Source organism: Planococcus chinensis (assembly GCF_042681545.1).
In the GTDB taxonomy this organism is placed as follows: domain Bacteria; phylum Bacillota; class Bacilli; order Bacillales_A; family Planococcaceae; genus Planococcus; species Planococcus chinensis.
In genome coordinates this window covers 477,589-489,995 of the sequence record NZ_JBHUFW010000004.1, presented here as the reverse complement: position 1 = coordinate 489,995, position 12,407 = coordinate 477,589, and the positions used below count along the sequence as shown (strand labels likewise).

Genomic DNA, 12,407 nt, shown 5'->3' with positions numbered 1-12,407 from the left:
CCACCTATATTAATTGAGTTTCCTTAAATCCAGTTCTGTCTGAAAAAATCCGGCAGACTCATTATAACATTCTAAACCTCTATTTTTATTACATTTTTGTATCAATTGGTCTTCATGAATAACTATAGAGAGATACGAAAATCGGATTTCCTTTGGGGAAAGTAAAGGCGAATCCGCGCTTAAACTTAACACAAATATACCTGAAGGGCAAATTATTATCATTTTCGCACAAAAAGAAAAACCAGCCTATTTGGCTGGTTTACTTCTTCTCGGACAACCATTTCGCTACAGCGTCCGCTTCTTCCCCTTCAATGATATCGGCAGGCATCGCGCCTTGGCCGTTGTCAATGACTCCTCGTATCTCCTCTTCAGATAAACGGGCACCAACATCATTCAATGGCGGGAAGTTTCCTGCACCTTCCAAGTTCTCACCATGGCAAGAGATGCAATTTTGCTGGACGACCGCTTCTGGGTCCACGGATGATTCACTGCCGCTGTCTCCGCCTGAATCTGCAGGCGGTTCCGCTGTTTCTTCACCGCCGCCGCATGCTCCAAGAACTAACGATGTTCCGAACAATAAAACCATAAGCTGTTTTTTCATACATTGCTCCTCCTCTGCTATTTAACGTACATATTACAGTATACCTGACCTACGCCCGTTTAAAACCCTCGCCGAGCACTTCCGCCGCATCGGAGACGATGACGAAGGCTGCCGGATCGACAGTTTTCACCAATTGCTTCAGCCGTGAAAATTCCGTCTGGTGCACGACGACCATGATGATCGGCTTTTCGGCATCGGTATAGCCGCCAGTTGCCGGCAGCTTTGTCACGCCGCGATCGATTTCTTCATAGATCGCATCGCGCATTTCAACCTGTTTGTTCGTTATGATATAGACAAGTTTGGAGCGGCCGAAGCCGACTTGTACAAGGTCGATTGTCTTGCTCGTCACATATAGGCCGATCAGGGCGTAGAGCCCTTTTTCAATATCAAACACCAAAGCTGCCGCGAGCACGATCATGCCGTCGATCAATGCAACACTTGTGCCGAGCGTCATGCCGGTGAATTTCGTGATGATTTGTGCCGCTAAATCCGTGCCGCCCGTCGACGCCTTGCCGCGGAAAACAATGCCTAATCCCAAGCCGACCATGATGCCGCCGATCAGCGCTCCTAGGAGCGGATTAAGCGTCCACGGCTCCCAGCTTTCAGTCATAAAGACCACAAATGGCAAGAATACGGTTCCTACAGCTGTTTTGATGCCGAAATTTTTGCCGAGCAAGATGACGCCTGCTACGAACAAAGGAATATTGAATGCCCATTGGACAAAGGCCGGCTTCCAATCGAATACGCCTTTTAAAATCGTACTGATTCCGCTGACGCCGCCTGATGCGACTTCATTTGGCAATAGCAGCACGTTGAATGAAATCGCTACGATGGCCGAGCCGACGATAATGCTGAAGTAATCCAGGAAGATTGTCAGCAGCGGATGCGGCTCTTTGCGGTTTCGCTGTTTTGTTTTCATCATTATTTTGTTTCCTCATTCCGTTATATGCTCTGTTAACCCTGTCAGAGTATAGCAGACACTTGCGCTATTGTGAACTTCATTTCGGTAAAGCAAAAAAGGGGCTGTTCTATAAGGGCTGCTGTCCATTGCGGCGGACGCTTTCCGCTGGCCCGCTGGAAAGCCAATGAACGAAGGTAGTTCGGTCATTGGCTTTGCGACGAAGTGCGTAGCACTGCAACGGTTTTTCATGTCCCGAAGCTAGCGCAGCGATGCAGGGACAGGAGCACAATGTTTGCACTCGCCGGCTCCATTCCCATCAGCCGTTAATAGAATATGAAAAAGACCAAAGGAGAAAAAGCGTAGCCTTTCTCCTTTGGTCATTAGTTTTACACTTATGCTAGCCCCTACAGGTGTCTGCAGAAGCGCTCGCTGCTTCCGCTTTTCTATATGTCTAGCTACAGCGGCTAGCCCCTCGAGGTCACTTCGGTTTCGCCGCAAATGGCACAAATCACCATTCGCGGCAAACCCTCCGGCGCTTGTCGGGGCTTCTCAGCCGCTTCCGCTTTTCTTACTGCATTTTCGAACGAAGCAGCGAGTTGATGAATCCGTCAATGTCGCCATCCATCACTGCCTGGAGATTCCCTGTTTCAAAATTCGTCCGGTGGTCCTTGACCATTGAATAAGGATGGAAAACATATGAACGGATCTGGCTTCCCCAGCCGATTTCTTTTTGTTCTCCGCGGATTTCCAAAAGCTGCGCTTCCTGTTCTTCAATCTTCAAAGCGTACAGTTTCGCTTTCAGCATTTGCATCGCTTTTTCGCGGTTCTTGATTTGGGACCGTTCCTGCTGGCACGTTACAACAGCGCCGGTCGGAAGGTGGGTGATCCGGACAGCTGAGTCGGTCGTGTTAATGTGCTGGCCGCCGGCGCCGCTCGCCCGGTACGTATCGATCTTCAAATCTTCTGTCCGGATATCGATTTCAATTTCACCCGTGAACTCCGGCATAACTTCGCACGAAACGAAAGATGTATGCCGGCGCCCCGATGAATCGAACGGTGATATGCGGACAAGGCGATGGACGCCTTTTTCCGCTTTCAGATAGCCGTACGCATTATGGCCTTTGATGCCCAGCGTGACGGATTTCACTCCCGCTTCATCGCCTGCCAGATAGTCCAGCGTCTCTACTTTGAAGCCGCGTTTTTCCGCCCAGCGTGTATACATGCGAAGCAGCATTGAACACCAGTCCTGCGATTCGGTGCCGCCCGCTCCCGGGTGCAGCTCGAGGATCGCATTGTTTTTGTCATATGGTTCACTCAACAGCATCGTCAATTCGTAGTCACTCAGTTCCGAAGTGAATGTTTTCAGCTCCGTAGTGATTTCTTCGTACAGCTCTTCGTCTGCTTCTTCCCGTAGCAGCTCCAAGGTCATCTCCAGATTTTCCTGGGTTTCCATAAAGCCGTGGTACGTGTTGACGATTTCTTTCAACCCATTCGCTTCCGAGATCACGACTTGCGCTGAATCCTGGTCATTCCAGAAATTCGGGTCGAGCATCATCTCATCAAGTTCCTGAATCCGTGCCTCTTTGTTCTCTAAGTCAAAGAGACCCCCTAAAGTCGGCCAATTTACTGGCTGTCTTGTCGAGCTCGTTGCGGATGTTAGCTAATTCCATCATTATGTGTTCCTCCTCAAAATAACACCGAAGAGCGGATGCTCTTCGGCCGTTTCCTGTTTCTTATGCTGTTTGGATGCCGTGGCAGTTTTTATACTTTTTGCCGCTGCCGCACGGGCAAGGGTCATTGCGGCCGATTTCCACATCATTGCGGATCGGCTCTTTTTTCTTCTTTGGAGCTGGCCCGTCTTCCTTCGGATTGACCGCCTGCCCTTTCGCCACTTCTTCGCGTTCAAGGTTGCTGCGGATCTCCGCTTTCATCGCATATTTCGCAACGTCTTCTTCGATCGCTTGGATCATTTCCTCGAACATCGCAAAACCTTCCTGCTGATATTCGCGGAGAGGATCGTTTTGTGCATATGCACGCAAATGAATCCCTTGGCGCAATTGGTCCATCGCATCAATATGGTCGATCCATTTGGTATCGATAGAACGCAGAAGCACAACTTTCTCGAACTCGCGCATGCGGTCCGGCGTCAATTCCTGCTCTTTTTCATCATAGCGGGCAACTACCGCAGTTCTGATGAAATCGATCAATTGCTCCTGGTCTTTGCCTTGAAGGTCTTCCACTGAAATCGTATGTTCAGGCAAGAGGTTCGCCCCAATGATGTCAGCCATTGCTTTCAGGTTCCATTCTTCCGGCTTGTCTCCAGAAGTATGGGCATAAACCATCCGTTCGATGGAGCTATCGATCATTTTCTCGACCAACGCACGCATATTGCCCGTTTCAAGAACTTCCATCCGCTCTTTGTAAATCACTTCACGCTGTTGGCGGAGGACATCGTCGTATTGCAGGAGGCGCTTCCGTGCATCGAAGTTATTCCCTTCAACGCGTTTCTGCGCTGATTCCACTGACCGCGTGACCATTTTGGACTGCAGCGGCTGGGAGTCGTCCATGCCGAGTTTGCCCATCATGGCACGCATCGAATCCGATCCGAAGCGGCGCATCAGTTCATCTTCCAATGAAAGGTAGAATTGAGTGACCCCTGGATCTCCTTGGCGCCCGGAGCGGCCGCGCAGCTGGTTATCGATACGGCGGGATTCGTGGCGCTCTGTCCCTAGAACCGCGAGTCCGCCTGCCTCGACTACCCCTTCGCCGAGCTTGATGTCTGTTCCGCGCCCTGCCATGTTGGTCGCAATTGTGACTGCGCCTCTTTGGCCGGCATTCAAAATGATTTCCGCTTCGGAAGCATGGTTTTTGGCATTCAATACGGAATGCTTGATGCCTTGCTTCGTCAAATAAGCAGAGATGATTTCCGAAGTTTCAATCGCAACGGTCCCCACGAGGACCGGCTGTCCGTTCTTATGGCGCTCCGCAATATCATCGGCTACCGCCTTATACTTGCCTGCAATAGTTGCATAGATCAAATCGACCCGGTCGTCCCGGATGATCGGTTTGTTCGTCGGAATCGCAATAACGTTCATGTTGTAGATATTGCGGAATTCTTCTTCTTCGGTTTTAGCAGTACCGGTCATACCGGACAATTTCGCATACATCCGGAAGAAGTTCTGGAACGTGATCGTCGCCATCGTCATCGATTCGTTCTGGACTTCCAGGCCTTCTTTCGCTTCAATCGCCTGGTGAAGACCATCTGAATAACGGCGGCCTTTCATGAGGCGGCCGGTGAATTGGTCGACAATGACCACTTCGCCGTCCTGGACGACGTAATCTACGTCCTTGTTCATCGTTACCTGTGCTTTCAACGCCTGGTTAACGGCATGGTTCAAGCGGACATGCTTCATATCGAATAGGTTCTCGATATTAAAGGCCTTCTCCACTTTCTCGATGCCTTCTTCTGTCAGGACGACGCCTTTTGTCGATTCATCATATGTGTAATCCTTCTCTTTCATCAAAAGGCGGGCGAAAGCATTCGCTTGGATATAAAGCTGGGCTGCTTTCGCTGCCTGTCCCGAAATGATCAATGGCGTCCGCGCTTCATCGATCAAGATGGAGTCGACTTCATCAATTACGGCGAAGTTCAATGGACGCTGGACCATGTCTTCTTTATAAAGGACCATATTGTCGCGCAGATAATCGAAGCCTAGTTCGTTGTTCGTGCTGTATGTGATGTCAGCTGCGTAAGCCGCGCGTTTCTCTTCTTTCGTCAGGCTGTTCAAATTGAGCCCGACCGTCAATCCAAGCCATTCGTACAACTGCCCCATTTCAGTGGCATCCCGGCTTGCCAAGTATTCGTTGACCGTTACTACATGCACGCCTTTTTTGGAGATGGCATTCAAATAGACCGCCATCGTCGAAGTCAAGGTCTTCCCTTCACCAGTCTTCATCTCGGCAATATTGCCGCCATGCAGTGCTGCGGCACCCATGATCTGTACACGGAATGGATACATGCCAAGAACCCGCTTTGATGCTTCGCGTACCGTGGCAAATGCTTCCGGCAACAGATCATCCAAAGATTCGCCTTGTTGATGGCGCTCGACAAACTGTTCGGTTCTGGCTTTCAGTGCATCGTCTGACAAAGCTGCAAATTCTGAAGCAAGCGCTTCTACCGTATCAGCTGTTTTTTCAAGTCGTTTTAAGTCCCGTTTGTTCGGATCGAATACTTTGTTCAATACTCCAAGCATTTATAACCGCTCCCTGTATAGTGCCCGGCTGTTCCTGTGTAGGAGGCCTGAACGCTTTTGCTAGTATGTTTAATTTCTTCCATCATCTTCTGTTCAAGTCATCGGTGCTTTATTCCATGTCATTCATGACAAAAAAACTCATGACTTATTTTAACACTGCTAACAGCCCCGTGCAAATAAACAAGAAAGCCGCCGCCTGGCACTCTTGCCTTTTGGCGGGCTCAAAGAATCGGCATAGGCCCGGCTCTCGGAGAGGCAGGGGGCCCCAACCGCTTCGGAACATGAAGGCATGCTGCTCCTCGGGATCTCGCCTTAAACGGCCCACTCCTCCGCCATTTGCTCGAAAATAAAAAAACCTCCCGCAAGGAGAGGCTTTTCATTTATTCCTGGGCGGTTTCAATCAAACCGTATGTCCCGTCTTTTCGTTTGTAGACGATATTCGTTCCATTAGACTCGGCGTCAGTGAATACGAAGAAGTTATGCCCCAGCATGTTCATCTGTAGAACTGCTTCCTCTTCGTCCATCGGCTTCAAGTCGAATTGCTTCGTGCGCACGATTGTCAAATCCTCTTCCTCTTCGTCCGCGTAGTTTTGGGAACTTGCAGGGCTTTCAGCTGCAAAAGCGGTACTCATGCTTTCGCGGTCACGGAATTTGCGGTTGACGCGTGTTTTATATTTACGGATTTGCCGTTCCAGTTTCGCAACGATCAAATCGATTGCTGCATATAAATCTTCATGGCGCTCTTCCCCGCGCAGTACTAGGTTTTTCATCGGAACAGTAACTTCCGCTTTAGTCTGGCTATTGTTAATGGTTTTCAAATTCACCATTACAGTTGCATTGGTGCCTTCGGGAAAATAACGTTCGATTTTTTCAACTTTCTTTTCGATATGTTCTCGGATTGCTGGAGTTACTTCAAAGTTGTCGCCTCTAATGTTAAATTGTAGCATATTAACTCCTCCTTCTATTAACTTACACCTATACATTTCTATACGTTCCCTTTACAATCCTGCTTAAAACACTAAAAGTTTGGCCCCAACGAAATTCAGGTAAACAAATTACCAAGGAGATGAAAATTATGCTAGAAAACAAAGTAATCGTTGTAACCGGTGCTGCCAACGGCATCGGAAAAAGTATTGCAGAATTGTTCCGTGCCGAAAAAGCGCATGTCATCGGCCTTGATATTGAAAGGGTCGATATTGAAGGCGTGGAGTACCGGCAGTGCGATGTCTCAAACTTCCAAGAAGTGGAACGTGTTTTTTCTTCCATTTCAGAGGACCATGGTGCCATCCATGCACTGATCAACAACGCCGGCATCTCAGAATTCAAATCGATCTGGGAAGTGGATGAGCAGGAATGGGACCGCGTGCTTGATACCAATTTGAAAAGCGTCTTTATCTGCAGCCGCGAAGCAGCCCGGTATATGACCGAAGATGTCCGCTCCATCGTCAATATGGCTTCCACCCGGGCGTTCATGTCAGAACCCAATACCGAAACGTATTCAGCTTCCAAAGGCGGCATTTACGCCCTCACCCATTCATTGGCTGCCACATTGAGCGAACGCGGCATCCGCGTCAACGCCATAGCGCCCGGCTGGATCCATACAGGCAGCGAGGAACTCCGCAAAATAGACCATGAACAGCACTGGAGCGGCCGCGTCGGCAAGGGCGACGATATCGCACGCGCCTGTTTGTTCCTGACCGATCCGAGAAATTCCTTCATTACCGGTGAATGCATCAAGATCGACGGCGGCATGACACACAAAATGATCTACGAACATTGAGAAAGCCCAAAAAGCCTGCCGATTCCGGCAGGCTTTTATTCTATGTGCTGTTCAATTGCTAATAATAGTTTTGCGTGAAACAAGCTTCCCTGTTCCGCTGGTTTCTTCCGTCAACCTACGAAAGTTCTTTCATGGAAGCTAATTCCTTGGCAAGGAGCATTTCGCGGACGGGGTCTTTCCGGAAGCTGAAGCCGTATGTCCACCCATACGCATGAGGCGCTTTCCAGACCAGCCTTGCTTCGGTCCGGATAACCTCATGATGGACTTGGAATTTCAAGGCAACACTTCCCTGTCCGCCGTCCAATTCCGCTTCGCTGAAAACTTTTGCGCCTTGCAGCGAGATATCCAGCAAGAGCCCGTATAAGGCTTCACTCCCGTTTTCTGAAGGCATCATAACAACTTCAGGCGGCTTCCCGAAACTATGGCGGTAATTTTCAGTCCGACCTGAAAACATCTCATCCCTCCTCAATAGGCGCGAATCATGGAAAATAGCCGGATTTCTTCAGCGCCCGCTTCTTCCAGCACTTTTGCTGCATGCCGCATGGTCGTGCCGGTCGTATAAAGGTCATCGACCAAAATGATCCGCTTCGGTACTGCTTTGCCGTTCCAGGCAAACAACTCCTCTGCAGCCATGCGTTCTGCCCTGTTCTTCTTCCCCTGTACACCTCCTGTTTTGTGGAGGAGATGTACATAAGGCAGCTCTGCAGCTTCCAGTGCAAGGTCCACTTGCGCAAATGTCCGTTCCTTCAGATTCTCCCGTTTCATCGGAATCGGCACGACAGCCGCCATTTCCTTTTTCAGTGCGCTGTTCAAGTCGGCTGCAAAAACCGCCGAGAGGGCTGCGTCCTGCAAAAATTTGTATTGATGCAAAAAAGCTTTCATGGCATCGTTGTACACGTATAGGCTCCTCCCGGAATGGATGACGCCCCTAAAGCGCGTTGTTTCCCATTCCCGGCAATCCCGGCACTCTTCTTCCCCCGGCAAACCGCATTTCCGGCAGCCTGGCCCCGCTTTCTCGAAGCGGCCTTTGCAGTTTTTGCACACCGTCTCTTCAATATCATTGCAGAACAGGCGTCTCCAAGAAGGCAAAACATGGGATTCGTTGCCGCATAATAAACAGATCAATAGCTTTTCCTCCTATTATAATTGGAAATCATATTTTTGGCTTTGTCCATTTCGCGGGTGATGCCGTCATGGAAGAAGGTGACGTCCCCCGCCGGGTGCTCTGCTGACCGTCCGGCGCGTCCAGCGATTTGGATCAATGCGGAAGCCTCGAATACGGAGTCCTCTGCACCGACAACCGCCACCTGAAGATTCGGGATGGTAATGCCGCGCTCCAGGATCGTTGACGTCAGCAAACCGGTGCATCGCCCGTTCCGCAAACCCATCACTTTCTCTTTCCGCAATGAATCTCGGGAATGGACGGCTTCAATACGGGAATCCAGCTCCTGAAATAAACCGATAGCCCCGTCAATCATTTCAATATTCGGCATAAATACGAGAAAAGGTTCTCCCTTCCCGATTTTCTGTTTCACCCATTTGGCAAGCTTTACAGGAATACGCTTTTTCTTCAAGGATTGCCTGTAGCCCCATAACGAAGAAAACACAGGAACCGGCAAGGGATGACCGTGATAGCGCTCGAAAATCTCTGAGCGGTCCGACACCTCTTTCAACAATTTGCGGGACGGTGTTGCCGAGACGTAGACAATGGGCGCTTCCGGTGTCTTCGCTTTCAACACTGCCCGTTCCAGCGCCGCATCAAAAGAATAAGGGAATGCATCGGCTTCATCGACGATCATCAGATCAAACGTGTTTTGGAATCGGTATAATTGGTGGGTTGTTGCAATGACGATCGACGCCCTTCCCGTCTGGGCCGGCGCGCTTCTGTATAACGTATGGACAACCGTATCGGGGAACACTGCCTGAAGGCGCGGCGCCAATTCCAGCACGACATCGACCCGCGGCGCTGCCAGGCAGACACTTTGGCCCGATTGCAGCGCTTCGTGGATCGTACGGAACAGCAATTCAGTTTTTCCGGCTCCGCAAACGGCGTATACCAAATGGGATTTCCGATTCTTCACACTTTCAGACACTTTTTCGGATGCCTGAAGCTGCAGCGGGGTTAAACGGCCGTTCCATGAAAATGAATGGCTTTGTTGAGGAGTGTGGGATGGAGACGCCCAGGTGACCAGTTCCGTGCAGGAACTGATGCGCCCCATTTGGATGCAATGCCGGCAATAAAAGCAGATGCCTTCGCATTTTGCGCATGAAAATGAATGAATATGTTGCGGGGAACTTTCTAAGCAGCGGGCACATGTCCGATCGGCAGTGATGCCCTGGACAACTGTAATGTCACCGCAATTGATGCCTTCATCGACTTGCCCTTTCGGAAAAGGCATGAATTCCCTCAGCCAGATCCGTCCGGAAAGGAACGCTTCCAAATCTGTCATTCGCATCTCCCTTTCAGGAAGAGGCAGAAGCGAGCAGGCTACTTTCTTACCCAGCCCAACCCCATTGACCCTTCCCCTAAATGTGTTCCGATGACCGGCCCAAAATAAGAAATATCAAATTCCACTTCCGGGCACATTTCTTTTAATTGGCGATGCCATTCTTCTGCAGCTTCCTTCCGGTTCGCATGGATGACGGTCGCTTTGATCGGCGCACCGGAAGCCGCGTCTTCCTTCAGCATTTCCGCAATCCGGTTCATGGCTCTTTTGCGCGTACGGATTTTCTCGAACGGCACGATGATTTTATTGTCAAAATGAAGCAGCGGTTTGATCTGGAGCATGCTGCCGACAATTGCCTGCGCATTTGAAAGCCGCCCTCCCCGGCTCAGGTGCTTAAGATCTTCCACCATGAAATAAGCGCGCATGGATCTTTTCATTTCCTCTAGCTTTTCAAGGATTTCCGCTGCTCCCGCTCCCGCCTGTGCCATTTCTGCCGCTTTCGTTACATAGAAGCCTTGCATGGCACATGAAATTTCCGAATCGAACGAGTGGACTTCTGCCCCTTCCACAAGGTCATTCGCTTGAACGGATCCATTGAATGTACCGCTGATTCCGCTCGATAAATGGATGGACACAATCTCGTCGTGGCTGATCGCCAATTCATTGTATAGCTTTACCAATTCGCCGATCGGGGGCTGAGAGGTTTTCGGGAATTCTTCCGATGCTTTTTTATAAAAATCGTCTACATGCAATTCCTCTTCTTCAGCAAATGACTCGTTGCCGAACGTCACTTGAAGCGGAACCATATGGATGCCGGCAGCTTTCCGGACGTCCGCCGGTATGTATGCCGTGCTATCTGTTACAATTGCAGTTTTCATTTTCTATCAGCCTCCATTGCCAGTTTACCAGACAATTCCTCTTTACAAAACAGCGAAAAATTCCGGAAAATACTGAACTGCCAGCTTTCCGCCGGAACGAAAAAAGCCACCCGCAAATGTGGATGGCTTAAACCGGTTATTCTGAATTCTCTAAAGCGCTTGTGCGGTTTCGGCTGTGGTTTTATTGGTTGCCAATGAAGTGAAGGGCGCTGACTTTCCAGTCACCCTGTTCTTTGGCAAATACCACTACTTGCCGGCCGGATTGGCTTGAACTCTTGTCGGAGTTCGGGTCTTTCATCGTGACATCGATCCGGGCATAAACTTCTGCGCGCTCTTCTTCGTACTTCACGACCGTTTCATCGCTTGTTTCATACGTGGAGTCGTAGGTTGCAAAAGCATCTGCCAACGCTTTTTTGTCCTCTTCACGGTCAAACCCTTCCGGATTCTCCGCAATTACGGCCATATAGCGCTCCAAATCTTCTGCATTAAACGCTTCGATATATTCCTGATAGGCCGCCAGGAGCGCTGCTTTTTCCGCTTCCGGAACTTCTGCCGCCTGCGCGTTGCCTTCATCATCCAAAGTGAAACCGACTTCTTCGTCTCCGATGCCGTGCTCGATGGCATTGTTGCCCGCACTCGCATTTCCATCTTCAGCTGTGTTGCTGTTCTGTTCGGGCTCTTCTGCGCTTGAACAGCCTGCCAATGCCAAAGCAAGGGCCGCTGCAATCCAAATCTTTTTCATCAGGCTTTCCCTCCTGCGGTTCATTTTGCCATAGCAATTGCCGAAATACAATGAAGAAACTGTGTCAAATGCTGCCCATAGAAAAAAGCCTGCAGCATGTGCAGGCTTCGATTTCGTTATCGTACTTCGACCCATCCGTTTTTGATGGCTGTCACAACCGCTTGTGTGCGGTCATTCACTTGCATTTTTTGGAGAATGCTCGATACGTGGTTCTTGACCGTCTTCTCAGAGATGAATAAAGTTTCCCCGATGACGCGGTTGCTTTGTCCGTCTGTCAAAAGCTGAAGCACTTCGCTTTCGCGTTTTGTCAGCAGGTGGTATGGACGCCGGATTTCCGTCTGGTGGAATGAACCCTTGTTTTCGCGTTCGCTCAAGCGGCGGAATTCCATCACCAGGTTGCGCGTCACTTTCGGATGCAGGTACGAACCGCCTTTTGCGACCACTTTGATCGCTTGGATGATCGCTTCTGCGTCCATTTCTTTCAGCATATAGCCGAGTGCGCCTGTTTTCAACGCGTGTGTTACATAGGACTCATCGTCATGGATCGACAGCATAATGACCTTGGCGTCGGGGAATCTCTCAATCAGCTCCCCGGTCGCTTCCACGCCGTTCTTTTGCGGCATGTTGATGTCCATCAGCACCACGTCAGGCTGGTACTCTTCGTACAATTTGATAACTTCCGTTCCATCTCCGCCTTCGGCCACTACTTCGAATGAATCTTCGAAATCCAGGATACGTTTAACCCCTTCGCGGAATAATTGATGGTCGTCGATAATAATAATTTTCGTCATTATGTTGTCCTCCT

General features: G+C 49.9%; 12 protein-coding genes. 1 reads left to right on the top strand and 11 read right to left on the bottom strand.

All coding sequences use genetic code 11. The annotated features are described in order from the left end of the window. Window positions 1-259: 259 nt before the first annotated feature. The 5 genes from cccB to hpf form a co-directional block, all read right to left on the bottom strand. Window positions 260-601, bottom strand: coding sequence for a cytochrome c551 (cccB, locus tag ACFSDB_RS04740; RefSeq protein ID WP_204890736.1), 342 nt, complete (start codon window positions 599-601; stop codon window positions 260-262). Window positions 602-650: 49 nt separating this feature from the next. Further along, window positions 651-1,523, bottom strand: a complete 873-nt coding sequence (locus ACFSDB_RS04735) for a YitT family protein (protein ID WP_204890737.1) — start codon at window positions 1,521-1,523, stop codon at window positions 651-653. 547 nt (window positions 1,524-2,070) lie between these two features. Next, window positions 2,071-3,172 (bottom strand): peptide chain release factor 2 gene (prfB, locus tag ACFSDB_RS04730; protein ID WP_204891161.1). Its coding sequence is split into 2 segments (ribosomal slippage): window positions 2,071-3,099 and window positions 3,101-3,172, totalling 1,101 coding nucleotides; the frame shifts between segments, so codons are not numbered across the junction. A 63-nt stretch (window positions 3,173-3,235) separates the two neighbouring features. Then, window positions 3,236-5,755, bottom strand: coding sequence for a preprotein translocase subunit SecA (gene secA, locus ACFSDB_RS04725; RefSeq protein WP_204890738.1), 2,520 nt, complete (start codon window positions 5,753-5,755; stop codon window positions 3,236-3,238). A gap of 380 nt (window positions 5,756-6,135) precedes the next feature. After that, complete coding sequence (gene hpf / locus ACFSDB_RS04720; protein WP_204890739.1) at window positions 6,136-6,702, bottom strand: ribosome hibernation-promoting factor, HPF/YfiA family; 567 nt, start codon at window positions 6,700-6,702, stop codon at window positions 6,136-6,138. A 128-nt stretch (window positions 6,703-6,830) separates the two neighbouring features. On the opposite strand from hpf, the gene ACFSDB_RS04715 reads away from it, so the two are divergent. Next, the gene (locus tag ACFSDB_RS04715; protein ID WP_204890740.1) at window positions 6,831-7,535 is read left to right on the top strand and encodes an SDR family NAD(P)-dependent oxidoreductase; all 705 of its coding nucleotides are present in this window, start codon (window positions 6,831-6,833) and stop codon (window positions 7,533-7,535) included. Window positions 7,536-7,650: 115 nt separating this feature from the next. On the opposite strand, the gene ACFSDB_RS04710 is transcribed toward ACFSDB_RS04715, so the two are convergent. The 6 genes from ACFSDB_RS04710 to ACFSDB_RS04685 all read right to left on the bottom strand — a co-directional run bounded on the left by ACFSDB_RS04710 (window position 7,651) and on the right by ACFSDB_RS04685 (window position 12,393). Then, window positions 7,651-7,989 carry a PilZ domain-containing protein gene (locus tag ACFSDB_RS04710; protein ID WP_204890741.1) on the bottom strand — a complete coding sequence of 113 codons (339 nt, stop codon included), beginning with the start codon at window positions 7,987-7,989 and terminating at the stop codon, window positions 7,651-7,653. Between the two features lie 11 nt (window positions 7,990-8,000). Then, window positions 8,001-8,660 carry a ComF family protein gene (locus ACFSDB_RS04705; protein ID WP_377339278.1) on the bottom strand — a complete coding sequence of 220 codons (660 nt, stop codon included), beginning with the start codon at window positions 8,658-8,660 and terminating at the stop codon, window positions 8,001-8,003. Then, the gene (locus tag ACFSDB_RS04700) at window positions 8,657-9,985 is read right to left on the bottom strand and encodes an ATP-dependent helicase ComFA (protein WP_204890742.1); all 1,329 of its coding nucleotides are present in this window, start codon (window positions 9,983-9,985) and stop codon (window positions 8,657-8,659) included. The genes ACFSDB_RS04705 and ACFSDB_RS04700 overlap by 4 nt, the downstream gene beginning before the upstream one ends. A 38-nt stretch (window positions 9,986-10,023) precedes the next feature. Beyond that, window positions 10,024-10,860, bottom strand: coding sequence for a DegV family protein (locus ACFSDB_RS04695; protein ID WP_204890743.1), 837 nt, complete (start codon window positions 10,858-10,860; stop codon window positions 10,024-10,026). 181 nt (window positions 10,861-11,041) lie between these two features. Continuing rightward, entirely contained in the window at window positions 11,042-11,602 is a 561-nt protein-coding gene (locus tag ACFSDB_RS04690) for a YybH family protein (RefSeq protein ID WP_204890744.1), read from the bottom strand. A gap of 116 nt (window positions 11,603-11,718) precedes the next feature. After that, on the bottom strand, window positions 11,719-12,393 hold the full coding sequence (locus ACFSDB_RS04685) for a response regulator (RefSeq protein ID WP_204890745.1): 675 nt from the start codon (window positions 12,391-12,393) through the stop codon (window positions 11,719-11,721). Window positions 12,394-12,407: the final 14 nt, after the last annotated feature.